Annotated in this window: 27 protein-coding genes; 12 read left to right on the top strand and 15 right to left on the bottom strand. The window is 53.6% G+C overall.

Annotated features, from left to right (window positions below):
- Window positions 1-150: 150 nt before the first annotated feature.
- Window positions 151-387: a hypothetical protein gene (locus TLL_RS09070; RefSeq protein WP_011057624.1), complete on the bottom strand. Its 237-nt coding sequence runs from the start codon at window positions 385-387 to the stop codon at window positions 151-153.
- A 180-nt stretch (window positions 388-567) separates the two neighbouring features.
- On the opposite strand from TLL_RS09070, the gene surE reads away from it, so the two are divergent.
- Window positions 568-1,365: a 5'/3'-nucleotidase SurE gene (gene surE, locus TLL_RS09065; RefSeq protein ID WP_011057623.1), complete on the top strand. Its 798-nt coding sequence runs from the start codon at window positions 568-570 to the stop codon at window positions 1,363-1,365.
- On the opposite strand, the gene xth is transcribed toward surE, so the two are convergent.
- Window positions 1,351-2,136, bottom strand: coding sequence for an exodeoxyribonuclease III (xth, locus tag TLL_RS09060; RefSeq protein WP_164920930.1), 786 nt, complete (start codon window positions 2,134-2,136; stop codon window positions 1,351-1,353). The genes surE and xth overlap by 15 nt on opposite strands.
- Window positions 2,137-2,238: 102 nt before the next feature.
- Here xth and TLL_RS09055 point away from each other — a divergent pair, with 102 nt between their 5' ends.
- Window positions 2,239-3,678, top strand: coding sequence for a DUF3084 domain-containing protein (locus TLL_RS09055; protein ID WP_011057621.1), 1,440 nt, complete (start codon window positions 2,239-2,241; stop codon window positions 3,676-3,678).
- Between the two features lie 96 nt (window positions 3,679-3,774).
- Complete coding sequence (gene cax / locus TLL_RS09050; RefSeq protein WP_011057620.1) at window positions 3,775-4,842, top strand: calcium/proton exchanger; 1,068 nt, start codon at window positions 3,775-3,777, stop codon at window positions 4,840-4,842.
- On the opposite strand, the gene TLL_RS09045 is transcribed toward cax, so the two are convergent.
- A complete protein-coding gene (locus tag TLL_RS09045) occupies window positions 4,839-5,684 on the bottom strand; it encodes a transglutaminase family protein (protein WP_011057619.1) in 846 nt (281 codons plus the stop codon). The two genes, cax and TLL_RS09045, sit on opposite strands and share 4 nt — an antisense overlap.
- Before the next feature lie 110 nt (window positions 5,685-5,794).
- Here TLL_RS09045 and TLL_RS09040 point away from each other — a divergent pair, with 110 nt between their 5' ends.
- Together TLL_RS09040 and TLL_RS09035 are read left to right on the top strand one after the other, a co-directional pair.
- Complete coding sequence (locus TLL_RS09040; RefSeq protein ID WP_011057618.1) at window positions 5,795-6,751, top strand: hypothetical protein; 957 nt, start codon at window positions 5,795-5,797, stop codon at window positions 6,749-6,751.
- A 51-nt stretch (window positions 6,752-6,802) separates the two neighbouring features.
- Window positions 6,803-7,222, top strand: coding sequence for a hypothetical protein (locus TLL_RS09035; protein ID WP_011057617.1), 420 nt, complete (start codon window positions 6,803-6,805; stop codon window positions 7,220-7,222).
- Between the two features lie 241 nt (window positions 7,223-7,463).
- Here TLL_RS09035 and TLL_RS09030 read toward each other — a convergent pair whose 3' ends face one another.
- Window positions 7,464-7,769, bottom strand: coding sequence for a DUF3155 domain-containing protein (locus TLL_RS09030; RefSeq protein WP_041429094.1), 306 nt, complete (start codon window positions 7,767-7,769; stop codon window positions 7,464-7,466).
- A 273-nt stretch (window positions 7,770-8,042) separates the two neighbouring features.
- Here TLL_RS09030 and TLL_RS12655 point away from each other — a divergent pair, with 273 nt between their 5' ends.
- Window positions 8,043-8,216: a hypothetical protein gene (locus tag TLL_RS12655; protein ID WP_011057615.1), complete on the top strand. Its 174-nt coding sequence runs from the start codon at window positions 8,043-8,045 to the stop codon at window positions 8,214-8,216.
- Window positions 8,217-9,419: an anion transporter gene (locus TLL_RS09025; protein WP_011057614.1), complete on the top strand. Its 1,203-nt coding sequence runs from the start codon at window positions 8,217-8,219 to the stop codon at window positions 9,417-9,419.
- On the opposite strand, the gene TLL_RS09020 is transcribed toward TLL_RS09025, so the two are convergent.
- Together TLL_RS09020 and TLL_RS09015 are read right to left on the bottom strand one after the other, a co-directional pair.
- A complete protein-coding gene (locus TLL_RS09020; protein ID WP_011057613.1) occupies window positions 9,416-9,694 on the bottom strand; it encodes a hypothetical protein in 279 nt (92 codons plus the stop codon). The two genes, TLL_RS09025 and TLL_RS09020, sit on opposite strands and share 4 nt — an antisense overlap.
- 68 nt (window positions 9,695-9,762) lie before the next feature.
- Entirely contained in the window at window positions 9,763-9,987 is a 225-nt protein-coding gene (locus tag TLL_RS09015) for a hypothetical protein (protein WP_011057612.1), read from the bottom strand.
- A gap of 413 nt (window positions 9,988-10,400) precedes the next feature.
- On the opposite strand from TLL_RS09015, the gene TLL_RS09010 reads away from it, so the two are divergent.
- Complete coding sequence (locus TLL_RS09010; protein ID WP_165442186.1) at window positions 10,401-12,125, top strand: N-acetylmuramoyl-L-alanine amidase; 1,725 nt, start codon at window positions 10,401-10,403, stop codon at window positions 12,123-12,125.
- On the opposite strand, the gene rfaE1 is transcribed toward TLL_RS09010, so the two are convergent.
- Window positions 12,122-13,144 (bottom strand): D-glycero-beta-D-manno-heptose-7-phosphate kinase, encoded by a 1,023-nt coding sequence (gene rfaE1 / locus TLL_RS09005; protein ID WP_011057610.1) that lies wholly within the window; start codon window positions 13,142-13,144, stop codon window positions 12,122-12,124. The two genes, TLL_RS09010 and rfaE1, sit on opposite strands and share 4 nt — an antisense overlap.
- 183 nt (window positions 13,145-13,327) lie before the next feature.
- Between rfaE1 and glmM the strand changes: the two genes are divergently transcribed.
- Together glmM and TLL_RS08995 are read left to right on the top strand one after the other, a co-directional pair.
- Window positions 13,328-14,698 (top strand): phosphoglucosamine mutase, encoded by a 1,371-nt coding sequence (glmM, locus tag TLL_RS09000; RefSeq protein ID WP_231833758.1) that lies wholly within the window; start codon window positions 13,328-13,330, stop codon window positions 14,696-14,698.
- Between the two features lie 55 nt (window positions 14,699-14,753).
- Window positions 14,754-15,686, top strand: coding sequence for a methylenetetrahydrofolate reductase (locus TLL_RS08995; protein ID WP_126986764.1), 933 nt, complete (start codon window positions 14,754-14,756; stop codon window positions 15,684-15,686).
- Here TLL_RS08995 and TLL_RS08990 read toward each other — a convergent pair.
- Window positions 15,616-15,924, bottom strand: a complete 309-nt coding sequence (locus tag TLL_RS08990; RefSeq protein WP_011057607.1) for a DUF427 domain-containing protein — start codon at window positions 15,922-15,924, stop codon at window positions 15,616-15,618. The two genes, TLL_RS08995 and TLL_RS08990, sit on opposite strands and share 71 nt — an antisense overlap.
- A 32-nt stretch (window positions 15,925-15,956) precedes the next feature.
- On the bottom strand, window positions 15,957-16,679 hold the full coding sequence (locus TLL_RS08985; RefSeq protein ID WP_011057606.1) for an ABC transporter ATP-binding protein: 723 nt from the start codon (window positions 16,677-16,679) through the stop codon (window positions 15,957-15,959).
- A 146-nt stretch (window positions 16,680-16,825) separates the two neighbouring features.
- Between TLL_RS08985 and TLL_RS08980 the strand changes: the two genes are divergently transcribed.
- A complete protein-coding gene (locus tag TLL_RS08980) occupies window positions 16,826-17,959 on the top strand; it encodes an SLBB domain-containing protein (protein WP_011057605.1) in 1,134 nt (377 codons plus the stop codon).
- Between the two features lie 11 nt (window positions 17,960-17,970).
- Window positions 17,971-20,193: a polysaccharide biosynthesis tyrosine autokinase gene (locus TLL_RS08975; protein WP_011057604.1), complete on the top strand. Its 2,223-nt coding sequence runs from the start codon at window positions 17,971-17,973 to the stop codon at window positions 20,191-20,193.
- A 7-nt stretch (window positions 20,194-20,200) separates the two neighbouring features.
- Here the strand turns inward: TLL_RS08975 and TLL_RS08970 are convergent, their stop codons facing one another.
- The 6 genes from TLL_RS08970 to lysA form a co-directional block, all read right to left on the bottom strand.
- The gene (locus TLL_RS08970; RefSeq protein ID WP_011057603.1) at window positions 20,201-21,271 is read right to left on the bottom strand and encodes a RuBisCO accumulation factor 1; all 1,071 of its coding nucleotides are present in this window, start codon (window positions 21,269-21,271) and stop codon (window positions 20,201-20,203) included.
- Window positions 21,272-21,363: 92 nt separating this feature from the next.
- Entirely contained in the window at window positions 21,364-22,269 is a 906-nt protein-coding gene (gene thrB, locus TLL_RS08965) for a homoserine kinase (RefSeq protein ID WP_011057602.1), read from the bottom strand.
- Between the two features lie 3 nt (window positions 22,270-22,272).
- Window positions 22,273-22,935: a uracil phosphoribosyltransferase gene (upp, locus tag TLL_RS08960; protein ID WP_164920929.1), complete on the bottom strand. Its 663-nt coding sequence runs from the start codon at window positions 22,933-22,935 to the stop codon at window positions 22,273-22,275.
- Window positions 22,936-23,023: 88 nt separating this feature from the next.
- The gene (gene uppS, locus TLL_RS08955; protein ID WP_164920928.1) at window positions 23,024-23,773 is read right to left on the bottom strand and encodes a polyprenyl diphosphate synthase; all 750 of its coding nucleotides are present in this window, start codon (window positions 23,771-23,773) and stop codon (window positions 23,024-23,026) included.
- A 22-nt stretch (window positions 23,774-23,795) separates the two neighbouring features.
- Entirely contained in the window at window positions 23,796-24,674 is an 879-nt protein-coding gene (gene cdaA, locus TLL_RS08950) for a diadenylate cyclase CdaA (RefSeq protein WP_011057599.1), read from the bottom strand.
- 20 nt (window positions 24,675-24,694) lie between these two features.
- Window positions 24,695-26,047, bottom strand: coding sequence for a diaminopimelate decarboxylase (gene lysA / locus TLL_RS08945; RefSeq protein ID WP_011057598.1), 1,353 nt, complete (start codon window positions 26,045-26,047; stop codon window positions 24,695-24,697).
- Window positions 26,048-26,091: the final 44 nt, after the last annotated feature.

The raw sequence follows: 26,091 nt of genomic DNA, 5'->3' as shown, positions 1-26,091 counted from the left end.
CAAATAGCAATATCGCCCCTAGTGTACTCTGTGGCAAGTGTTCCTCAAAGGGGTGGAAGCAGTGACTCCCCCAACCAACGCAAAAAGCAGCAGGATTGCTGCTGCTAAGGGAGCAGAGCTGTTGATTTTTGAGCACAAAGGAAAATTGCTTTAGTCAATATAGCTTTGACGGGAGACGTACTTCTCGAAGTTGGCTTGGGTTTGATGGAGAAGTTGCTCACGGCTATCGCCAGTGTGTTTGAGGGCGGGCACTAAATTGCGCGCCTGAAGTGCCATGTGCAGTTGCAAATGGGCAACGTATTCGCTGAGGTCTTCACGGAATAACGAATGACTTTGATGCACAGACACAGTGTTCTCCTTCAACTCATGGTTCAGTAGGCGTTCCATAAATCCTGTCAATCCCCAAAAGCGGTCATGTCAGGAATGGTGCGTTCAAACTGTTCGCCAAGGTGGGCCATGGAGTGCGCCACTTGACCCTTCTAGAGGTTAACATTTCTCAGGGAGGGTGTTGGGATTTGCAATCAACTGTAATGTTTGGCCAATACTTCAGGATTCAGGGGGCAACAAATGCGGTTACTCATTGCCAATGACGATGGGGTCTTTGCCCCCGGTATTCGGACGTTGGCAGATACACTGGCGATCGCTGGCCATGAAGTCGTCGTCGTGTGTCCGGATCGCGAACGCTCCGCTACAGGGCATAGCCTCACTGTGTTTGATCCGATTCGCGCCGAAGTCGTCAGCGATCGCTTTCACCCCAGGATTAAGGCCTGGGCCTGCTCTGGTACCCCCTCCGACTGTGTGAAGTTAGCCCTGGGTGCGCTCCTAGAGCAACCCCCGGATTTTGTCGTTTCTGGGATTAACCAAGGCTCCAACCTCGGCACAGATATTCTTTACTCCGGCACGGTGTCTGCTGCTATGGAGGGGGTAATTGAGGGCATTCCCAGTATTGCCATCAGCCTCGCCAGTTTCACGGTTCATGACTTTCAGCCGGCCGCTGACTTTACCAATCGTCTCCTCAAAGCACTGGAAAATGCCCCCCTTCCGCCCAAAGTGCTCCTCAATGTCAATGTGCCTGCTCTGCCCGCCAGTGAAATTGCTGGCGTTGTGATTACCCGGCAGGGAATTCGGCGCTACCATGACCTTTTCCAAAAGCGCGTTGACCCCCGCGGCAAAACCTACTACTGGCTGGCGGGGGAAGTGGTCGAAGAATATCCCCAAGACCCCAATCAAGCGCCCACGGATGTGGAAGCCATTGCCCAAAACTTGATTAGTATTACGCCGCTGACTTTTGATCTCACCTACGGCCAAGGGGTACAGGATTTAACGGAGTGGCTGCGCACCGTACAGCCCCTATTCAATCTCTAGGATGACGGGTGCATGGTCACTGGGCTTGGGTAAGCGCCGCGGGGCAATATCAATGTGACAGTTGCAGGCCCGGGCTTTGACACCGGGGGTAACATAGAGGTGATCAATGCGCCAGCCATGATTGCGGCGAAAGGCACCTGAGCGATAATCCCACCAAGAGTAGTGCCCCGGCGCTTCAGTAAACTGGCGAAAGGCATCATGGAAGCCAAGATCGCGAATGGCTGCCAGAAGGTTGCGTTCAGCATCGGTGGCCCCCACTTTTGTGGCGCGATCGCTCGCATCAAAGAGGTCTTTATCTTCAGGGGCAATATTAAAATCGCCACAGAGAATCACTTCCCCTTGGGTGGTGAGTTGCTCGAGATAGACATAGAGCGTTTTCAGCCAGTGCAGCTTGTAGTGGTATTTCTCACTGTCGTACTCGCCGCCGTTGGGAATATAGACATTCACCAAGATCACATCAGGGGCGAATTGGGCGCGAATGAGCCGTTTTTGGGTATCCAACTCACTGTGGCTGGGCAATTGGGGGGCAAAGCCTGCTTCTACCCCCGCCAGGGGCTGACGACTGAGAATGGCCACCCCGTTATAGGCCTTTTGACCACTACAATAAACGTGATATCCCCGATCCAGAAAGGGCTGACGTGGGAACTCAGCATCTGTGACTTTGGTCTCCTGCAGACAGAGGTAGTCCACCCCAGTGCTATCCAACCACTGGCAGACATGGTCAAGGCGGGTGCGAATTGAGTTAACGTTCCAGGTGGCAATTTTTGGCATTGGTTGATTGCAGTCCAAGTGATTTGCCCGAGCCCTTATCGGGGGCAGCATCGGCACGTACTGTAGAAAGTATAGTTGGGGAGTGGCAGCAGTACCCGAAATATGGCTGGGTATGTTCTGGTTTTGGCTGTGATTATTCTTGGGGGCGCGATCGCGACAGTGGGCGATCGCCTTGGCTCAAAAGTGGGCAAAGCTCGATTGAGTTGGTTTAATTTGCGGCCACGGCAGACCGCTGTTCTGATTACCATTCTCACAGGGAGCTTAATTTCTGCCTCCACTTTGGCCATTCTCTTTGCCCTCAGCCGTGAATTGCGCGATGGCGTCCTGCGCATTGATACAATTCGCCGTCAACAAGCGGCTGCCGAACAAGAACTGGCGCAAACCCGTGCCCAAAAGGACGAAATTGAAGCAGAACTGGCACAATCCCAAATTGAACTGGCCAATATTCGCCAACGCCTCAGTCAAACGAACCGAGTGCTAGAGCAAGCTGTCAATCGTCAGACCCTTACAGAAGCAGAACTCAAGCAACTCCAACACCGCTACACTCAAGCCCAAAAAAACCTCGAGAACTTTGAAGCCCAAGGGGCACGCCTGCGGCGAGAAATTCAGCGCCTGCAACGGGAGCGACAAGCCATCCAAGGCCGTCTCGAGGAGGTGGCTGGACAAAAAGCAGCCCTAGAAACCGCCATTCGCACGGCTCAACAACGCCTTGCCGAAGTGGAAGCCCAAAAGGATCGCCTCCGAGCAGAGATTGATCGCATTCAGGATCAACTGGCGGCGGCCAATCAGCAGCAGCAGGTGTTACGGAATCAACAGCGTAGTCTTCAGCAGGAAATTGCTGCCCTTGAGGCCAGTCGCCAACGCCTTGAAGAAAACGTGAACATCCTGTTGTTGGGACTACGGCGGGGGACGATCGCCATTCGCACGGGGCAAGTTTTGGCCTCTGCTGTGATTCAAAATGTCAAGGATCCAGATAAAGCCACCCAAGTCATTGAGGAACTCCTGCGGGAAGCGCGGCGGAATGCCATTGTCCTCAATAGTCCCCAGAACCTCCAGCCGACGGATCAGGTGATTCAAATCACCACCGCAGATGTGCACCGCCTGCGCAGCCAAATTAGTGATGGCCAATCCTATGTGGTGCGCATTTTAGCAGCGGCCAATTATCTACAGGGGGAAAGCAATATTCTTGTGGTGCCCCAAGTGGCGCGCAATCAGCAGGTTTTCCGCGAGGGTGAAAATCTGGCCACCATCTCTTTGGATCCCAGCCAGATGACCGATGAACAGATTTTGCAACGTTTGGATCAGTTATTTACAGTCAGTAATCAACGGGCGATCGCCTCCGGCGTTCTCCCAGATCCGGTCACTGGCACTGTTGGCTCCTTTCGCCAAATTGAACTGGTGAAATTTGTTCTTGAGCTCAAAGATCACCAAGGGACGATTGACATTAGCGCCGTCACTCCCACCTCGGTTTATACCGCTGGCCCGCTCACCCTCTCCCTTGTCGCCCGCCAAAATCAGCGGGTGATCCTCCGCAGTGGCTAGGGATGCCCCTCTTGCTTGCTCCTGGGAAGGGCACCATAAAAACCACAGGCTAGGATAGAGGAAATTTTTGTCCTTTCACGGTGTAAGGGATGCCCCATGAAGCGACTGGTGTCGATTGTTTTTTTGCTGTTTATTCCCCTCTCCATTGCTGCGGAACAACTGGAATGGGGCGCTCTCACTGTCTTTATTTTGGCAGCCCTGGCGATCGTCCCCTTGGCGATTTGGTTGAGTACAGCAACGGAGGAGGTGGCCCTTGCCACGGGTCCGACGATCGGTGGCCTCTTAAATGCCCTCTTTGGCAATGCCACGGAACTCATTATTGCCATTGTGGCGCTGCGAGCGGGTTTAGTGGATATTGTCAAAGCCAGTATTACGGGAACCCTAATGGCGAACCTTTTGCTGGTGATGGGGCTATCCATGCTGCTGGGGGGCATTCGCTACAAGGAACAATCCTTTGCCCCAGTGGTGGCACGGGTCAATGCTTCCTCGATGACGGTGGCGATCGCCGCCATGCTTTTGCCAGCAATGGTGATTTATACCTCCGATAGGGTGCCGCCAGGGGCAATTTCCCAAATGTCAGTTGTGGCAGCCATCATTCTGATTCTCGTTTATGGGCTGACGTTAATCTTTTCCCTGAAAACCCACAGCTATCTTTACGATGTCAGTGAGGTGGAACTAGGAGGCGAGGCAGGACACCACGAAAAGCCTAACCTCCCCCTTTGGCTTACCGTTCTCATCATTGCCACCATTGGGGTGGCCTTTGAGTCAGAAATCTTTGTTGGTGCTGTCGAGGAGGCAACGGCAGGACTGGGTTTGACGCCCCTATTTACTGGGGTCATTCTCTTGCCGTTGGTGGGCGGTGCAGCGGAATATGTGACTGCTGTGGGGGTTGCCCTGAAAAACAATATGGATCTGTCTGTTTCCATTGCCTTGGGGTCATCCCTGTTGGTGGCGCTTTTGGTGGCACCTATTCTTGTGCTTATTGGCCAGTTCATCGGTCAGCCAATGGATTTGAACTTTAGTCTTTTTGAGGTGGTGACGGTGATTATTGCGGTTGTCATTGCCAATGTGATTAGCCTAGATGGCCGCTCCAACTGGCTAGAGGGAGCGCTACTTTTGGCGACCTATGGGATTCTCGGTACTGCCTTTTTCTTCCATACCTAGGAGAGGCGCTGAATCTGTAGTTGATAGCTCATGGTGGAGGTGACCCCCTGTCCCCGTAGGACGCCTTCAATGGGGGCAGCATCTGCCGGATCAGCGGCAGCCACAAGGGCAATGTGGCGATCGCTCACCGCTAGGCCGTGGGTGGGATCATAGCCCCGCCAGCCTGCCCCCGGCAAATACACTTCCACCCAAGCATGGAGGTGCCGTTCAGGATTCTCCAAGTCCCCTTCCTGATAGCCACTGACAAACCGCGCCGCCAGGCCCACAGCCCGACAGGCATGGATAAACAAAACTGCCGTATCGCGACAGGAACCCGTTTGTTTTGCCCAAGTGACACAGGGGGGCCAAGGGGCACCGGTTTCACGAATTTGGTGCTGACAAGTACGGTAAATTTTGTTATTGAGGTCACTGAGAAATGTGAGGACCTGGCGATCGCCACTGGCTAAAATTTGCCAAGCCAGCTCATAGGCAACCGGATCCACTGGCAGTGATAGATAGGGATGCAGGCTAGTTGCCAGCCGCTGGGGATAGTTAAAAGGGAGTGTGACTGCCCATGGTTCGAGCAAATAGTTAAAGGGGTTGTCGCAATAGGTTTCTACTTCAGAAGTGACCTGAATCATGAGGGAAGTAGTGGGCTGCGGTAACCACCAGTAGCGCTGAATGTGATTACCATAGACATCGAGGACAGAACTATGACCTTGGGGAGTCGGTAAAATTTCCAGGGAGAGCGATCGCAGGCGTTGGTGGCCATCACTGCGGGGAATCAAGCGCAAATCGTGGGGGGCAAGGGCAACGGGAGCACTGTAGGTGTAGGTGGTTTGATGACAAATGCGGTATTGCATTTTAATTTTCTTAGTTAAGAAACATAAAATCTGTAGTTCTATGGTTTGACTGTATCACTTTTTGTGGTACCAGTTAGATATCCTCTCACTCATCTCATTTAATCATCCCTATGGTTTTCATCATTCCTATCCTCTTGGGAGCAGCTGCCGGCGTCACTGGTGTCATCGGTATCGCCACTGGTGCCGAAGGCTGGAGTAAAATTGAAGAAGCCCAGAAGAAAATTGAAGAAGCAAAGCAGCGCTACGCTGCCAAGGCAAACAGGTACAATTCTGTAAAGGATTCTACCGAAAGCCGACTGAGGGCATATGATGAGCAAAGACATACGGTCTTTAACCTTATCGTCTTGCGCTTCAGGCACCTTTGTAAGCAATTAAAGCAAAAACTATCAGTAAGTGAACTTGAATTTCTACAACGTTTGACCCTATCTGAAGTTAAGAGTCATCTCGATGGTGGTGCTGCTCAAGACAAGCTATTCGAGAATTTAGGCTTTACTGGTGCAACTATCGTCGCAATGGGAGGAACAGCAGCAGTCGTCCAAATGGCTGTTTTTGAGCTGGCCAGTTTAGTGGGAACCGCAAGTACAGGAACAGCCATTGGAGCATTGAGTGGCGCAGCAGCAACCAATGCAACCCTAGCATGGTTGGGTGGTGGCTCACTGGCAGCCGGTGGAGGAGGTATGGCTCTGGGCAGCCTTGTGCTTAATGCTGCTATGGCTGGCCCCGCGCTAATGATAGGGGGAATAATGCTGGCAGGAAAGGGAGAAAAAGATCTCACCGAGGCGACTGAGTTTGCAGCGGAAGTAGATAAAGAAATCGCTAAGATAGATGCTTACATTAAGTATCTGGAAACAGGTGTTCAACCACGGATCGCAGAGTTACAAGGATGTCTAGAAGAGCTTTCTCCTCGTTGCCACATCGCCTTAAACGACTTGGAGAGGGCAATTCACAACGGGTTTGAGGTCGAGCGGGATGCAGAGACGTTTCAGCGAGTATTTCTTTTGGTCAAAGCACTGTATGAAATTATTGACACTGATCCTTGTACTGGCAACAGATTAAGTGGCAAGTAAAAAAATGCTCAAAGCCAATGCCTAGCGGACGGAATTTATGGGGGAAAAATCGTGTACGGACAGCCTGTAGATGCTCCTGTCAGCGGAACTACTGTAGTTGCTCTTGTCAACACAATTACTTCACTTTTTTCTCTTTACGACAGGTATTTAGAGTACGCAAAGCTGAAAGAGCAGGAAATTACCAAGCGTCAACAAATTGAAGCAGAGAAGGAAGCAACCATTGCCAAGATTAGGCAGACTCAGGAGTTTGTCATAGGCTATCTTAACCATGCCTTCGATGAGCGGGCACGGAACTTCCGGCAACTCTTTGAGCGCATTGATGGGGCGATCGAGCGTGGCGATAATACTCAACTGGCTATGCTTTTAGAGACCCTAGTCAAATACGCTCAAACCAGCCCCTTTACCCAGCTAGCGGATTTGGCAAAGGTGAAGGGTTATCTCAAGGATTCTAGCCACGTTTGGGAGTTGTAAGTCTTTACAAACCTTTACAAAAAGGAAGCCGCCCGAACCAATAACTGTCCAGGCGGGGTGTGGTGTGAGGAGTGAACGGAAACGTGTGTCTCCGCTATTTCTATTTTATGAGGACGGTTGCCAAATTGCCATAAGTAAATGGCGCAAAAAGATCAAATCTTGAGCCCCTCGCCACCAAAGCAAAAAGAGCCAAGAGCAAGTCCTGACTCCCCCTCAAAAGGATGCTTGTAAAAAAAACAGCCTAACGGGTGGTGGCTGCCATTTTCTCTTCTGCAAGTTCCCTTAGGCTAGGGAATAAAAAGTGGTTTTCTTCAACGTACTGCGCACCAAACAGGCCCTTTTCTGCCCAGAAGTAGCGATCGGTGGTGTGCTCATTCCGCTTAACAAGCACTAAAGCGGGTGGGGTGATCCCCTTGGCCTGAATAAATTTTCGCGCCGCTGTCACGGGTTTATCTTCGCCACTTTCGATGCTATATTGAGGTACGCACTCAAGGATTTTGCGCCCTTCGAGACGCCGCCGGCTCTTCCGCTTCCGTCTTCTGGCCAAGTTGCCTTACCTCCTTTGCCTTTAAAGTACTGTTATTGAGTTTACAAAAGTCGCCCTTTAGTATATCTGGTGTATCCTAGAATTTCAACTTTCCTTAATTTATCGAAACACGACTTATTGATGGGACAACGATCCCCGGCTCAGGATCAATGCTTTGCTGATCCCAGTGCCCCCACTATCGCAAATTGTGCCACTTGAGAAAGTGGTTCCTTCGATTTGATCCACAGCCAATGGGCTACCCTAGAGAACAACTGTCTAAGCTGCCAAATCCCTATGATGATCCAACGCTTAGTGCAACGGGTGCTCGAAACCCAAGTCTTAACCTCAGCCATTGAAAACCAAATTTCCCAACTGCTGTGGAAGCGGGAATATGATGGTGACGATCTTGCGGCCCTTGGGAAATTGCTTGATGCCCTAGAGGCCGAGAAAATTCAAACCCAACAGTAGGTGCTGCGGTTTCTGCTGCAACTCCTGATTCTCGCCCTCAGCTACGGTGCCTTGGCCCTTGGGGGGGTGCCGGGGCTACACATGAATCGCGCAACGATCGCCCTTGTGAGTGCGGCTCTTTTGATTGCCCTAGGGGCGATTGATCTACCCACTGCGTGGCAAGCCATTGATCCCCAAGCCATCGTGTTCTTGCTGAGCATGATGATTGTGAATGCCTATCTCGGCTTAAGCGGCTTTTTTCAAATAGCGGTGGTGACCGTGGTGCGCTTTAGTGGCAGTCCCTGGGGGTTGCTGGTGTTTCTCACCGTGGCGACGGGAATACTATCGGCGGTCTTTCTGAATGATACCCTTGCCCTTGTAACGACGCCTTTAACCCTGCGCATTACCCATGTTTTGGGTTTGAATCCAGTGCCCTACCTGCTGGCGATCGCAGGGGCAACCAATATCGGTTCTGTAGCTACCCTTAGCGGCAATCCCCAAAATATTCTCGTGGGATCGTTTTCCGAGTTAGGGTATCTTCCGTTTGCCCAAGTGATGGTACCCGTTGCAGGGGTGGGGTTGGGTCTGCAAGTGGCCTGGTTGGGGTGGCTCTATCCGGAGGTGCGATCGCGCCAACCCTTTACATTAGCTACACTCCCAGCAGCGCCGGTGCAAAAAGGGTTACTCCACAAGACACTGATTGTCTCTGGGCTGATGTTTTTGGCCTTTCTGCTGGGCTTTCCCCTAGCAGAATCCTCTCTATTGGCAGCCGCAGCTTTGCTGGTTACCCGCCGTCTTCAGCCAGAGCGGGTACTTGCTCAGGTGGATTGGTCACTATTGGTTCTGTTTGCGGGTCTGTTTATTCTGACCCGCTGTATGCAAAACCTTGATTTACTAGGCATTTTGCGCCCTTGGCTGAATCAGCCCTTGCCCCTCGTGGTGATTACAGCATTGCTGTCGAATTTGATCTCTAACGTGCCGACGGTGCTGCTCTTGGGGCAGTTTATCCCCAAAAGTGCCGATCAACTCTGGTACCTCCTGGCAGCCACGAGTACCCTCGCGGGGAATCTCACCCTTTTTGGCGCTGTGGCTAATTTAATTACAGTGGAGGCAGCTGCTAGCTCCGGGCAGCGGTTTTCCTTTTGGCAGCACTTTCGCTTTGGTGCTCCACTCACGGTGTTCACCCTGGCGATCGCCTATGCTTGGATTGTTAGTCGAATCTAGGGGCTAAAGGTTGTGTTTGTGGTTCCAGAGGCACTCTCAAAGTAGGCCACATCAGACATGATGACAGCAGCATCGGATTCAGGAATAGGCTGAGCTTGACTGAGATAGCCAACGCAGCCATTCATCAGGCTATAGACAAAAATGACACCTCCCGCTGAGATGGCCACAAGGCCGCTCGCCAGCAGTAAGGAAAAATCCCGAAGGCGATAGGCGCCGTGAAGGAGTCGCACCGACCACAGCACCAATGCCAGTACCAGTAGAAGTAAGATAGCCATATGTAAACTATCTTAACAACTCTCAGGATTTCCCTCATCAATCTTTAGATTCTTCTAATAAATCCTTGCTAGCAGAGTGCCCTTGTCCGCTCTATGGTGCAGGTGAGATTGGGGCCATACTGACCCACATGGGTAATTTCCGGCGTATAGGCCTCTAGCACCCGTCCCGTGCGATCGCACATTGTTAGGACGTAATCACAGTGGGGACATTGGGTGTGACTCACGGAACCATAGCGCTGGCGCAGCGCTAATTTACCACAGTGAGGACAGTGAATCGTTTGCATCGTAACCATAGTTAAATAATCCTTAAATTCTTTTTGATGGACACCGACTTGTGATAAAAGTGCTGCGCAAACTCACGTTGCAAAACAACAAAACTAAAGAAATAGTGTTGCGCAACATTAAGAAAATTTATGAGAGAGGATACTTCCTATTATGGATGGATTTCCCAGAGATGGCAATGATCCCAATGTTAAAAAATATGCTAATTTGCCAGGGATCAAAGAATTCTATAAGTGGCCTAAGAGAGAATTTCTTCTCTTTTCTGAGAAGTAATTGACTTTTATAACAGTTCTTTCCACAAGGATGAAGCAGGATCACAATAGGCAAAATAGGCAAAACGGCATCATCGGTATCCCGCATTTTAGAAAAGCGCTGTAATCTGAAGAAAAGGTTAAGAAAGGTATGAGGGTTGGGGGTGAATGGGGTGAGTTTGAGTTTCCTGAGTGCAGTCATCGTGGGTTCACTCCAGCCAGCAACAGCACAGGGTTCCCTACAAGTGGTTTATCCGCCGCGGCAGCACACCACCAGTGCCCCCCAGATTTTCTTTATTGGTACAGCCCCGCCCCAGGTCGCAGTGACGCTCAATGGTCAAGTGATTGGCGATCGCTCGCCAGCGGGACACTTTGCCCCCAGTATTCCTCTGCAACCCGGATTGAATCGCATCACTCTCCAAGCGGGAGATCAACGCCTCGAGTTTGCCATCACCCGCACCGTGCCCGAAATACCGACCAGCCCACAACCCCTAGAGCCAACAGCCGATTTAGTGCGGCTGCCCAATGATATTGTTTGCTTTACCGCTGCTGCCCCTGGCGATCGCGCCGTTGAAGTGCAAGTGGGTCAGCACCTTCTGCCCCTAGAACCCCTACCCCCCCAAGTGCAACTGCCCTCTAATCTTGCCGCCCTGATTGATCAAGCCGATGGGGTCACTGCTCGCCCTTCTTTGTACCGCAACTGCCTGCAATTGACCCAGGTGGGGGACTATGGCCCAATTCAATGGCGATTTGCAAGCCAGCGGCAACTGGGTGCCCGCATTCGTGTGGCTGAGCCGACGCACTTACCTGTTGTTGAAGTCAACCGCCCTTTTGGGGGCGTAGCACGCACTGGGCCCAGCACCGATTATTCGCGGCTGACGCCCCTGCCAGTGGGAACGCGAGCACGGGTGCGAGGACAAACGGGGGATTGGTTGCATCTGGACTATGGGGGTTGGATCCGCGCCGATGAGGTGCGCTTCCTTTCCAGTGCGCTGCCGACAACAGCCACCATTCGCAGTATTACCAGTCGTCAGCGGTCGGGTTGGACAGAAATCAGCTTTCCTTTGGATGTGCCGGTGCCAATTTCCATTCAGCAGGGCGATCGCCAGTTCACGCTGACGCTCCACAACACGATTCCCCAAACCGACATCATTCGCGTCGATACTGATCCCGTCATTCAGCGCCTTGATTGGTCCCCCCTTGATCAACAACGGGTGGAGTATCGGTTTACGCTGCATCATCGCCAACAGTGGGGCTATCGCGTCGCCTATGAAGGGAATCGGCTGCTGCTGCAACTGCGCCATCCACCACAACTCCAACAGGGCACACAACCCCTGCGGGGAATTAAAATCCTCATCGATCCTGGCCATGGCGGGCCTGAGGATCTGGGGGCACGGGGCCCAGATGGTACCCCAGAGAAGGTTGTCACATTCACACTGGCAAAAAAACTGGCACCCGAGCTAGAACGCCTTGGGGCAACGGTCATTTTAACGCGCACAGAGGATATTGATCTGGACTTACTCGATCGCAGTCTCGCCATTGAATCCGCTCAACCCACCCTTGCCCTCAGCCTGCACTACAATGCTCTTCCCGATGCTGGCGATGCCCGCAATACCCAAGGAATTGGCGCCTTTTGGTATCACCCTCAAAGCCATGACCTTGCGGTTTTCCTAGGGAATTATTTGAGTCAGCAACTGCGGCGGCCGCAGTACGGTGTGTTTTGGAATAACCTTGCCCTAACTCGTCCGACAATTGCCCCTGCGGTGCTGCTAGAACTGGGCTTCATGATTCACCCCGAAGAGTTTGAGTGGATTGTTAACCCCCAAGCCCAAGGTGAGCTTGCTCGCACCCTTGCCCAAGGCCTTCTTAAATGGTTGCAGCAGGCCACGCGGCCCTAATCTTCCAGCAAAGAGCGAAGGGCTGCCGCCATCTCTGCGGTGGAGGTGGTGGCTGTACCAAACTGGCGTACGACAATACTGGCGGCTAAATTGCCTAAAACGGCCGCCTCCCAAAGACTAGCCCCCGCCACAAGGGCAAGGGTTAAAGCAGCCACAACCGTATCGCCTGCACCAGTTACATCAAAGACATCTGTGCGGTTAAAGGCGGGCAAATGATAGGGCGCTGCCTCCCGGCTAAAGAGACTCATACCAGCATCCCCCCGCGTAATCAGCACATATTTAGCCCCGGTCAAATTCAGCAGGTCTTCCCCCGCTTGCAGGACCTCCGCCTCCGTCCGAATTGGGTAGCCCACTGCTGCCTCCGCTTCTGGCAGGTTTGGCGTAAATAGGAAAGCACCGCGATAGCGGGCTAAATCCCGTTGGCTATCAACAATCGTGCGCTGATGCTCCAAAGCAGCGGCAATCACAGGGGGCGTAAAGACACCATCCCCATAGTCGGAGCAAACTACCGCATCGGCAGTCCCCAGCTGCTCGCGAATGAAGGTAGCTAGCGCTTCCTGAAGGGCCGGGGAAGGGAGATCATCGGATTTGCGATCGACGCGGACAATTTGCTGGGTCACCGACTGGCGAGCATGGCCCGAAATGCGGGTTTTGGTCACTGTGGGGCGATCGCTATCCTTCAAGATGCCCCGTGTATCAATCCCTGCCTCCTGAAAAATGCTACAGAGTGCCTCCCCCTGGGGATCGGTACCGACAAGACCAACCGCCTGCACCTGAGCGCCCAACTTGGCCAAATTGTAGATAGCGTTGGCACCGCCCCCGGGGACTTGGCGGGTAAACTCATGGCGCAAAATCAGCACAGGAGCTTCCCGGGAGAGGCGCTCCACCTGCCCTGTCAGGAATTCATCGAGGGTGAGGTCCCCCACCACGAGTACCCGTGCTGAAGAAAAGGACTGCAAAAGGTGTAGGAGTCGCCCTTGGCAGGATTGCAATTGCTGGCGCAGGTCAGGTGGTAACATTTGGCTTCGCCTCAATTCTCGCTGATCCAGAATACTCCTGTGGGGGGACGTTACGGCGATAGCAAAAGTGTATAGAGATGGTATAGTCCAGAGATAGTGAATAAATGTTACAAATCCTCTTCTGCATAGCTAAGGGAATCGACTAGAAAATTGTGAGTGTTGGTGTGGCGTGAGGAATCAACGATGACTGGGCAGCAGCCGATTCGGTTTGGAACCGATGGCATTCGCGGACGGGCGGGAGAGTTGCTAACCCCCAACTTAGCCTTGAGCTTGGGATACTGGGTGGGAGAAGTTCTGCGACAAACGACAGATGCACCCCAGCGCCCCTTTATCATTGGTCAAGACTCCCGCAACTCCAGTGATATGTTGGCTACAGCCTTGGCTGCAGGCTTAACTGCCGCTGGTTTTGAGGTGTGGCATGTGGGCCTGTGTCCGACCCCCTGTATTGCCTACCTAACAGCCACCACAGAAGCCATTGGTGGTGCGATGATTTCTGCCAGTCATAATCCCCCCGCCGATAACGGTATTAAAATTTTTGGCAGTGATGGCAGCAAACTTTGCCCTGATCTGCAAAAAGAAATTGAAGCCCACTTAAATGCCGGCCGATCGCTCCCCTATAGGGAGGATTGGGGACATTTGCATCATCGCCCCGAATTGGTCCAGCGCTATCGCCATGCGGTCCAAGCTCCCCTTCAGGATCGTCAACCCCTGCGAGGACTACGGGTGGTGTTGGATTTGGCCTGGGGATCGGCGGTGGCGGTGACACCGACGGTCTTCCATGCCCTAGGGGCTGAGGTGATTGCTCTCCACGATCGCGCCGATGGCAATCGGATTAATGTCAACTGTGGCTCTACCTATCTGGAACCGTTGCAGCAAGCTGTCCGTGAAGCCCGTGCTGCGATGGGATTTGCTTTTGATGGCGATGCCGATCGCGTCCTGGCGGTGGATAGTCAAGGACGGGTGGTTGATGGCGATCACATTCTCTATTTCTGGGGACAACAACTCCAGTCGCAGGCACAACTGCCCAAGGATTTAATTGTGGCCACTGTGATGTCAAATCTGGGCTTTGAGCGGGCCTGGCAAGCACGGGGTGGACAACTGGTACGGGCGGCGGTGGGCGATCAATACGTCCATGCAGAAATGTTGCGCCACGGTGCCATGCTGGGGGGAGAACAGTCGGGACACATCCTCTGCCGCCACTATGGTGTGGGGGGGGATGGCCTGCTCACGGCAGTTCACTTGGCGACCCTAGTTCAGGATTCTGGTCTATCCCTAGCGCAACTGCGGGACCAAAGTTTTACTCCCTACCCGCAAATTCTCCGCAATGTCCGGGTTGAGGATCGCCAGCGGCGGCTTCGCTGGCAAGAGTGTGAACCTCTCCAACGGATGATTGCCAAAGCTCAACTGGATATGGGCGATCGCGGGCGAGTCCTGGTGCGTGCTTCCGGTACAGAGCCGGTTATCCGCGTCATGGTGGAAGCAGAACAGCAGAATATTGCTGATTATTGGACAGAGACACTAGTGCAGACGGTGAGTGCCCACTTGGCCGCCTAGGAAGGGGCACCACGAGTGTGTATGATAGTTGCCTAGTCGCGCTCTAGCCACTTCCTTGTCAGTCTCGCGTTTTCAAGCTGCCTGTGAGCAGGGTGAGTTTCTCATTACCGCCGAGGTGTGTCCCCCTAAGGGTAGGGATGCCAGTACAATGTTGCGCCAAGCAGCCCATCTGAAGGGGAGAGTTCATGCTGTCAATGTCACCGATGGCAGTCGCGCTGTGCTGCGAATGAGTTCTTGGGCAGCCGCCTACTTGTTGCAACAGCAGGGGTTTGAGCCGATTTGTCAAATAGCTTGTCGCGATCGCAACCGCATTGCGCTGCAAGCGGATCTCATGGGCATTGCCGCCCTTGGTTTACGCAATATTTTGGCACTTACGGGCGACCCCGTCAAAGCTGGGGATCATCCCCAAGCCAAGCCCGTCTTTGATTTGGAATCTGTCCGTCTCTTGCGCGTCATTGGCCAACTCAATCGAGGGGTGGATAGCGAAGAGCGCCCCCTAGCCGATGGAGCAACACATTTCTTTGCCGGCGCCGCCGTTGATCCCCAGTCTGCCAGTTGGTCGGGTCTGCAACAACGGTTTGAGCGTAAACTGGCAGCGGGCGCTCAGTTTTTCCAAACGCAGTTGATTACCGACTTTGAGCGGCTAGCTAAGTTTATGGATCAGATTGCCGCGGATTGTGGTCGGCCCATTCTTGCAGGAATTTTTCTTCTTAAGTCTGCTAAAAATGCCCTGTTTATCAATCGGGCAGTGCCGGGGGCTTCGATTCCCCAGCACATTATTGATCGGCTGGCCGCAGCACCTGATCCCCTCGATGAAGGCATAACCATTGCAGCCGAACAGGTCCAACAAGCACGGGAACTCTGTCAGGGGGTGCACTTAATGGCGGTGCGCCGTGAGGATTTGATTCCCGAAATTCTCAACCGTGCGGGGATTCCTCCCCTGAGCGCGTCACCTGCACCCCTCGCCAAAAGGCCACATAGCCCTTGATATGGGCTGCCGCAGGCTTGGGATCGGGGTAGTACCACGCCGCATCGCGATTCACCTCGCCATTAACAACAATGTGGTAGTAGCTGGCTGTGCCTTTCCAACCACAAACGGTGTGAGTATCGCTGGGCTGAAAATAGGTCAGATTGAGGGTTTCTGGCGGAAAGTAAACATTGCCCTCGACCACTTCGTAGCGATCGCTCTCGGCTAAGGTCACGCCTTTCCAAACTGCTTTTGCCATTCCTTTTACTTTTTTCTCAGCAGCTTCCCTTCCTAAGATAAAACTGATGCCGCCAGTGGGCTAGGGAGATTGGGGCGATCGCAACGAATTTGACCATCACGAAACTGGATAATGCGGTGGGTGACCGCTGCCACATCCGGTTCATGGGTCACCATAATGACGGTCATGCCGGCGGCATTGAGTTCACCAAAAATAGCCAGGATTTCGGCAGTGGTGTGACTATCGAGGGCACCGGTGGGTTCATCGGCGAGCAGCACCAACGGCCGATTGACAATGGCGCGGGCGATCGCCACCCGTTGTTGTTGTCCCCCCGAGAGTTGATTGGGACGATTTTCAAGGCGGTGCCCTAGGCCTACCTGTTCCAAGGCGGCAATCGCGCGATCGCGCCGTTCCTTAGGCGGCACTTGGGCATAGACCATAGGCAGCATCACATTTTCCAGTGCCGTTAGCTGCCCTAGTAAGTAAAACTGTTGAAAGACAAAGCCAATCTTGACATTGCGGATATGGGCCAGTTCATCATCACTCAGATAGGCCACATCTTGGCCATCGAGAAAGTAGCGGCCAGAGGTGGGGCGATCCAAACAGCCAATAATATTCATCATTGTGGACTTCCCTGACCCCGACGCCCCCATAATGGCACAGTACTCTCCCTGCTGAATTTGCAAATTCACAGCCCTGAGGGCCTGCACTTCGGTTTCCCCTTGGCCGTAAACCTTGGAAATGTTCTCTAGACAAATGAGCGGTTGATTGGGCATGACCTACTGGGGACGTGGTATCCCCCCCATTTTAAGGCCTTTTCTCAGGCTAGGGCGGTCATCCTGCCACCCATCACCTATGGTAGAACAGGAAACAATGGTATAGGTTACTTAGAACATTGGGAAGTCAGTGGGGAGAATCAACTATGGGGTATCCATCCTGGCCAAGGCAAAAAAATACTGCCATCCTGTTGGCCATTGCTAGTGGATTTACCCTTGGGGCAATCCTTCTGACACCCCCCTTGGCTATGGCTCAACCGATGCCCCTCAGCCCAAGTTCCCCCAGTTTCACCAGCGCTAACCCCCTTCAGGACTACCTCTTGGGTGCAGGGGACGTGCTTTTTATTGAAGTGGTTAACCTTCCACCCAGTGTGACTAGTCAACGACAATTTACTGTTAATCTCGATGGTTCAGTCACTCTACCCTTGGCGGGGCGAGTGATAGTGGGTGGCTTAACCCTACCCCAGGCGCAGCAGGTGATTCTCAACGCTTACAGTAAGGTCATGCGCTTTCCAGCAGTAACGGTTACATTGCAGACCCCGCGCCCCATGAAGATTTTGGTGGCGGGTGAGGTGACCCGTCCAGGATCCTATGTTGTTCCCTTTACGTCTGTATTAGCTTCTGGCCCTGGTATCGACCTTTCCGGTGGCTTAGCATGGCCTCGCCTGAGCGAAGTCCTTGCTCAAAGCGGTGGAATTACCCAAGAGGCCGATATTCGCAACATTGAGATCCGCCGCCAACTGGGGAATGGCCAAACCGCAGTCACGAAAATTAATCTTTGGGAGATGATTCAGTCGGGGGATGCCAGTCAAGATATTACCCTGCGCAGTGATGATGTGATTGTGGTGCCCAAGGCGAAGGAAGTGAATGCGGCTGAAGCGATTCGGGTCGCCTCTGCCACCTTTTCGCCGCAGGTGATTCGGGTGCAGGTTGTGGGTGAAGTATTGCGACCGGGATTGGTCGAAGTGCCAGCAAATGCCACCCTCACTCAGGGAATTGGCGCGGCTGGCGGATTCAATGTGCAACGTGCCAATCGGTCTACGGTGACGCTGGTCCGCCTTAATCGCGATGGCACGGTTAGTCGGCGACGGATTCCCTTTAGCTTGGCAGCCCAACCGAATGCCAACACCAATCCTGTATTGCAACAGGGGGATGTGATTGTGGTGGAACGGTCAGGGCTAACGCAGGTGGGGGATACGATTGGGAATGCCTTGCGTCCTATTGGTGTATTAGGAACCTTAGGCGTGTTTCTCAACTTAGTGGAGAACATATTTAATTAGGCGTACGACTGATGTCACTCCCCCAAAAGGTACCCAATTTACGGATCGTTGATCGCCAGCACCCTCCATCGCGGTTCCTCAGCACCACCAAGAGCCAAACCAAGGGTGGAGTGCAGAGGTTTGGCGATCGCTGGCGGCGACGATGGCGACTGTTCTCAGGCACGGTTTTATTCTCATTCTTGGTCATGGGCGGGTATGTTCTCTGGTACCCCGAAATCTACGAGGCCCATTTTCGTCTCTTGATGGAACCGGTGAGTGAGCCCCAAACTCCGCCAACGCCACCACTACGGGAGGGCATTATGGGGACGTTCCCTGCAGACCATTTGCCCACACCCTCCCCAACCGCCTTCCCGCAAACGGATGTGGGATCACAGATTGTCGTTTTGGAAAGTGACAAAGTACTGGCACCCATTGCCCAAAAACTGCAACAGCAGTACCCCCATCTGAGCACACGGGTTTTAGCTGAGCATCTAGAAATTCGACCAGTGGTTAGTTCAGCAACAGACCAACTGCCGACACAAACAAAAGTGCTAGAAGTGACCTACCGCGATCGCCAGCCAGAAATGGTGACCGCAGTGTTAAAGGCCGTCGCCGAAGCATTTGTTGACTACAGTCAGCGCGATCGCCAAGAACAACTCAATCGCACCCTAAAGCAACTTGACAGCCACATCAATCAGCACCTTACAGAATTAGAGGAGCTCCAGCGGCAATTCCAAGCCGGCCAGACCCAAGGTACCAGCCTGCAACCTTCAGAGCAACTGCGCTTTTTGACGGAACAGTATCGCCAAATCCATAGCCTGCGCCAAGCTGCTCGCCTTAAGGCCGTGGAAGCCTACGGTCGTTTTCAAGGGTTCCAAGAACAACTCAAGATGACACCCGCCGAAGCCCTAGCGGCAGCAAATTTGAGTACTTCTCCCGCTTATCAGCAGCAACTGGCACGCATTCAAGAACTGGATCAAGAAATTGCCAAGAATTTAGCTATTTTTCGAGAAGGGACACCCATCCTCCAAGCTCTAGAGGAACAACGCCGAGTTTTACTAGAGCAATTGCAGGCGATCGCCCGCCAAGTGATTGGTCAGCAATATCCAGTGGATAACCCCACTGCCCTAGCTTTTCAGGGAACGGTCTCGCAAACGCTAATTACCAACTACATTACGGCGTGGATTGAATACGAAAACCAGCGGCGCTATGATGCTGAGCTGGCAGCTCCCCAAGCGGCGATTGCCCAACAATTACAACAACTGAGTAGCCAACTCCCCGCCATTGAGCGCCTTCAACATCAGATTCAGAGGGCGAAGCTCTCCCTAGAGATGCTTCATCAAGCCCGACAGGCAGTGCAACTGCAACTGGCGCAGAATAACTTCGCCTGGCAAGTGTTGACGGATTTAGAGAATCCTGCTATCCAACCCACATTCCCGCGCTTACTGCTGTTGGCGCTAGGGGCGATCGCCAGTCTCCTGTTGGGCGTTTTGGCCATTTATCTGGCAGATGCTGCCGCCCCTACGTTTGTCAGTCCAGCCCAGGTGCAAGAAAGCCTAGGCTTGCCCCTCCTTGGCAACATTCCCAAGGCAACCCCCCAAATCAATCTCCGCCTAGAGCGCGTCGTCAAGGGCAACTTGGGGTTGTGGCAAGTGACCCAAGTCCTACCCACTGTGGGGGAAGGAATGAAGTTCCAAGAGTCCTTTCACCATCTGTTGGCTAACCTGCAAGCGGTGGGTCTGGGGCAGTCATTGGCCATCATTTCAGCCCTACCTGGGGATGGGCGTACCACCGTTGCTCTCCATCTTGCCCTGGCTGCCGCAGGCACGGGTCAGCGGGTTCTGCTCATTGATGGGGATTTGCGCCAACCTAAGATTCACCGCTATCTTGGACTGACCAATGAACAGGGCTTGGCAGATTGGTTAATTCATCGGCGACACTGGCATAACATTGCCCAGACTCAGCGCGGCCTCGCCATTTTAACCGCCGGCGAGTTGCAGCAACAGCCGATGCGGCTCCTCAGTCAAGACACGCTGAAACCATTCATGGCTCACCTTAAAAATTACTTTCATCTGGTGATTGTGGATACACCGCCTTTGGCCCACTTTGCTGATGGCAAACTCTGGTCGGGACTGGTGGAGCAGACCCTTGTGGTGGTGAATTTGGGGGCCCCTCGGCAGCCTGTGGCTTTAGCCTTGGCAGATTACAGCTTAGGGAGTGTCAGCCCTCTGGGGATTGTGGTTAATCTCGCCTGAAGCGAAGTTATTCCTCAAAAAACCAGAGTTCCCTATTGAGGCTCTCATCCAACACTTGGGGAGGGCGCAGAACTAGCAGGAGTTGGCCAACAACCGTAGCTGTAGGCGGTTCAGGCAACCAAGCCAGTTGAACTGCCTCAGAGGGGCTAGGGGCAATCAACAGGTAGCGATCGCGGTCCCACTCGGCCAGACCCCGATCCACAACCAGGAGCACCTGGGCAATGGGCAGTCCCTCCGGGCTTGGTGGTAATTCTGCCGGGAGGTCTGCCGCTGGCCAAAGGATCGCCACTGGATCAACGGCATTGAGGAGCACTTGCCAAGCAGGGAGAGCGACAAGACTCATTCCTTGGGGAACCGCAACCACGCGAAATACTTCAGTGCAGCTCAGGCGGGGAACCTGCTGCAAGACAGTCGCTGTCAGGGGGGCGGTACCGGCCACAGGAACCAAGTAGGGAACTTCCTCAGCCGTATCCAAGCGGTAAAGGGGGAGGCGGGGTTGATTGACCGCGGGGACAACGGTGAAGTCCGTGAGTAATTTTTCTAGGGCTTGCCGACCGCTAGCAGATTCAACAAAGCGCAGCCCTTGGGCAATGAGGCGCGATCGCTGGGCTAAATCTCGCTGCTGCCGTGCCAGTTGCCAATAGTAGCGACCAATGCGATCGCCAACACTTTCACCAAAGCCTTCACTGTTATCCTTGCGATAGCTCACCGCTTTTAGGGCACGACACACCTCATGAACCGCAGTGACATCCAGTTGTTTCTCGACAATCAGCGTCGCTGCTGCCAGGCGATCGCCCGCTGACAACACCCGCAGTTCATAGAGCAGATCACTGCCCCGCGTTTGAAAATAGGCACGCACCGATTCGGGTGCTTCCCCTAGGCTCTGACTCACTTGCAGGGCAGTAATGAGTTGATTTTGGTGGATGGGTTCAATGCCCGTGGCCTCAAAAATTGCTTGGGGAGATAGCCCCTGTTTTTGCAGTTGGCGGCATCCTGCCCCCCAATCCTGCCAAGTTCCCTCTTTGCGGCGCAGGCGTTGCAGCACTTCCGTTGTCAGGGCATCTTGGTCTTGACTCATCAAATCACCTCCTAGCGGCCGGGAAGCACTTCATTTTTCATTTGACGGATCACTGACGATACATTGAGACGATACATTGACTTCTATGATTTCTAGCGATCGCACACCGTCGTGCCTTGGTGTTGAATTGCCAGTATCTCCACCTGTGCCTGCACATCAAACTTTGCCCAAGTCTCCTTGAGGGCAGTGGCAATGGCTGAAGCAGTTACGGGATCCCCAAGAGCTAAGAGAGTTGGGCCTGCTCCACTAATAACGAGGCCATGGGCACCCGCCTCAAGAGCCGCCCTGTGGAGATCGGGATAGCCTTTGATCAGACTTTGGCGGTAGGGTTGATGCAGGCGATCGGCCAACGCCAGTTGCAGCCATTCTCGTTGCCCCGTTTCCAACCCCCGCAACAAGGCACCAAGGTGACTGATATTAAAGATGGCATCACCGTAGGCACAGTGGGGGGGCAGTACCTCCCGTGCGGTTTCCGTGGCCAGCTCAAAGTCGGGGATTGCCAAAATAGGCACCACATCCTGATCCCAAGGAATCTCTAGCCAATGCCATCCGCCAGCATCCTCCTGCACAGCCAGACGACAGCCCCCTAGTAGAGCTGGCACCACGTTATCGGGGTGGCCTTCCATTTCAATGGCCAATTCCAGAACCTCGGTATGACTGAGGGGAAAACCCGCCAGCCGATTTGCCCCCACTAAGCCACCGATAATTGCTGTTGCTGAGCTGCCAAGACCCCGTGCGAGGGGAACCCTTAGATCAATCTCTAAATATACGGGGGGAGCTTCCCGCCCTAGATATTCATAGAAACGGCTGTAGGCACGATAGGCCAGGTTGTTGGGGCCACTGCTGACAGCGGCTGCCTCAGGCCCCCGCACGCTGACATGGGGGCGATCGCTCAAGGAAAAGGTGAACCTATTGGTGAGGGTCAAAGCGGCCCCTAAACAGTCAAACCCCGGACCCAAATTAGCCGTTGTCGCCGGCACAGTGACCACTGTTATCATCCCCTATGCTTCCTCCCCAGTACCAAAGGCGCGATCGCCCGCATCCCCTAAGCCCGGCACAATAAAGCCCTGCTCATTCAATGTCTCATCAATTGTGGCTGCATAGACTTGCACTGCGGGAAAATGGGCACCGAGTTTCTGCAGCGCCGGGGGGGCAGTGACCACCGAAATAATGCGCACCAAGGCGGGATCAATGCCCCGCTGCACCAATTCCTGCATGGCTGTCATGATTGAACCTCCCGTCGCCAACATCGGCTCGCTAATGAGGACACGGGTTTGGGGGTCGAGCCGAGGGGGCAACTTATTGAGATAGCAACTGGGTTCAAGGGTAGTCTCATCCCGCACAATCCCGAGGTGGTAGGTTGTTGCCGTTGGTAAGACCCCTTGGGCACCGTCCAGCAAGGCTAAACCCGCCCGCAGAATTGGTACCACGACCAGGGGTACTTGGGGATTCACGACCATGGCCCCACAGGGGGCTAAGGGGGTTTCAACCACTGTTTCCACTGTTGGCAACCATTCCCGCACCGCTTCATAGGCCAGCCAGCGCCCCAGTTCGGTCATGGCCACCCGAAATAAAGGGGTGGGCGTGTTGCGATCGCGAGCCACGGTTAGCCAATGCTGAATCAGCGGGTGGGGGGGGACGTAAACGCGCAATTGGGGGGTCACAGTATCGCTCCAACACATACCCGATGGGCTTTCCTATTGTCCATCGAAACGGATCGCTTTTATTTAGATGTACTTAGACACGGCCAAATTAGACACGGCCAAAGCGCCGCTGTCGTTGTTGGTAATCCCGCAGGGCCTCATGGAAAGCAGACCGGTCAAAATCTGGCCACAGGGTCTTGGTGACATAAATTTCCGCATAGGCCACCTGCCACAGGAAAAAGTTACTGATGCGCAGCTCGCCACTGGTGCGAATGAGTAAATCGGGATCCGGCAGGCCACCTGTGTATAAGTGGCGTTCAAAGAGCACCTCATCAATATCCGCAGGATCCAGGAGTCCAGCTTTTACTTGGGCGGCAATCGAACGGCAAGCGTGGATGATTTCCCGTCGCCCACCATAATTCGTTGCCACCACAAATTTAATTTTTTGGTTATTGGCCGTAGCTGCCACGGCTCGCTCAATTTCTGCTTGCAGGGATTTTGGCAAACACGTCAAGTCACCCACAAAGTGAATTTGCACACCCTCGGCCACCATTTCCCCGAGCTCTCGCCGCAATACCTGCTCAAAGAGGGTCATGAGAAACTCTACCTCTGGCAGGGGTCGTCCCCAATTTTCTGTGGAGAAGGCATAGGCGGTCAGCGCTTCAATGCCCCAGTCTTTGCAGCAGCGCAGCAAATCCTTGAGAGTGTCCACCCCCCGTTGATGTCCCATAATGCGCGGTAAATTGCGTTGCTTTGCCCAGCGGCCATTGCCATCCATAATCACCGCCACATGCCGTGGTAGGCGATCGCGATCTAAATCGGCGGGTAACTCAATCAGTGAATGGGGCTGTAGCGTCATGGACACATCCTACTGAGGGAAATTAGCGCAGTGGCCATACCATTTTCCAAAATTTTAAGCTGTGACGACGTTGAGTCGGTTGTGAAGTTTCTGTTGCCTGATTTTGCACATATTGCCGCAATAGCTCCCCTAGTTTACTGCTTGTGAGGGGACGCTGAAGCTCTCCCTTAAAGGCAAGGGAAATTGACCCCGTTTCCTCAGAGACCACCACACAGACACAGTGGCTAATGCGTTCGGTAATGCCTAGGGCCGCGCGGTGGCGAGTGCCCAACTGCCACGGTCCCGTGCGATCCGACAGGGGCAAGATCAGCTTTGCCGCAACCACTTCACTGCCCCGCACCCAAATTGCCCCATCGTGCAGGGGTGAACTCACCTGAAAAATACAGGTAATGAGTTCTGGCGAAAGGCGGGCATTGAGGGCGATCCCTGCATGGGTAAAATCTTGGGGACTGAGCTTTGTATGGGTTTCCAGCAGAATGAGTGCTCCCGTACGATCCTGAGATAACCCCTTTACAGCCGTCACAATTAGATCAACAGCATCATTGGTCAGACTCGACTCCACCACCGGTTGCATCAAGCTAAGAAGTTGACCCCGTCCCAGTTGTTCAAGAAAAATGCGAATTTCCCCTTGCAAAATTACCGCTAAGGCAACCGCTGAACCAATGACCAGGTTGTGGAGAACAAAGCCTAAAAAATAAAGCTCAATGGCACGACTGAAGGAAGCAGCAAAGAGGAGGACGATAAAGCCCCGTACCATCCACAGGGTTCGCCGCTCAGCCACGACCCGCAAAATACCGTAGGTTAAAGCCAAGACCAAAACCACATCTACGACGGTGCGCACCTTGGCCAGGGTCTCCGAGGAGAGGAGTAACCACGGCAAGTTACCTAGGAGAGCCATCATCCCATCTTTGTCGTCACCTCCTAAGGGGTAGGGGTGCTCAAGCGCAGGGGTAGGACATCGTGAGCCACCAAATCGGCGTAGGTTTCCCGTTGCAGAATCAGGTTAGCTTCGCCATCACAGACAATGACAGCCGCTGGCCGCGGCACGCGATTATAGTTGGAGGCCATGCTGTAGTTGTAGGCACCCGTACTGGCCACCACTAAAATATCGTTGGCTTGTAGGGGCGGTAGGGTAGCATGGGCTAGCAGAATATCGCCCGATTCGCAGTGCTTGCCGGCTACGCGGACGGTTTCCGTCGCCGCAGTGGTCATGCGATTAGCACACAGGGCTGTATATTGTGCCTGATAGGTCATCGGTCGTGGATTATCGGACATGCCGCCGTCCACAGCGATGTAGGTGCGTAGCTCAGGAATCACCTTACGGCTACCCACAGTGTAGGCAGTCACTGCCGCCGGCCCCACGATGGAGCGACCTGGCTCACAGATGAGTTTTGGTAAGGGAAGATGGCGTTGCTGACAGGCTTGGCTCAGTTGATGGCTAATTGCCTTTATCCAGTGGGCGATCGCCGGCGGATTATCGGATTCTACATAACGAATGCCCAGTCCACCCCCTACATTCAGTTCGCGCATGGGTAGCATCGCCGCACGGGCTTGAGCCAGCCAATCCACCAGTACATCACAGAGGTCTAAGTGGGGTTGCTCCTCAAAAATTTGAGAGCCAATGTGGGCGTGCAGTCCGACCCAGTCTAGTTCTGGATGCGCCTTGGCAAACTGGAGCAACTCTGGAAACTGTTGCGGATCAAAGCCAAATTTACTGTCTAGATGCCCGGTGCGGATATATTCGTGGGTGTGGCATTCAATTCCCGGTGTCAACCGCAACATGACCCGGGGTGGGGTCGACAGATCATGCTCCTCAACGTAGGCAGCAAGGCGTTCTAGCTCTAGCCAGTTATCGGCAACAATGGTGCAATTGACCTCAAGGGCATAGAGGAGTTCTTGGGGGGACTTGTTATTGCCGTGGAAGTAAATATGGCTGGCAGGGACGCCGGCACTCAAGGCAGTATAGAGCTCGCCCCCTGAGGCGACGTCAATTCCTAAACCTTCACTGTGGGCAAGGGCGCAGGTGGCCAAGCAGTTCCAAGCCTTTGAGGCATACAGCACCAAAGATTCACCGCCATAGGCCCGCTGGAGCGTTTCTTGATACTGACGGCAGGCGGTGCGAAAGGTGAATTCATCAAGAATGTAGAGGGGAGAGCCAAACTGGGCCACTAACTCCACCACATCACACCCGCCAATGGTGAGATGGCCGCGGGCATTGGTTTGCGCAGTCAAAGGTAAAATTTGTTGATTGGCAGCAAGAGAGGTGGAGATCATGGGTCAATATCGCGAGCAATTAAAGAATAAAAGGACAAATTGCT

It is taken from the genome of Thermosynechococcus vestitus BP-1 (assembly GCF_000011345.1).
Classification (GTDB): Bacteria; Cyanobacteriota; Cyanobacteriia; order Thermosynechococcales; family Thermosynechococcaceae; genus Thermosynechococcus; species Thermosynechococcus vestitus.
This window is presented reverse-complemented; position numbering and strand designations above follow the sequence as displayed.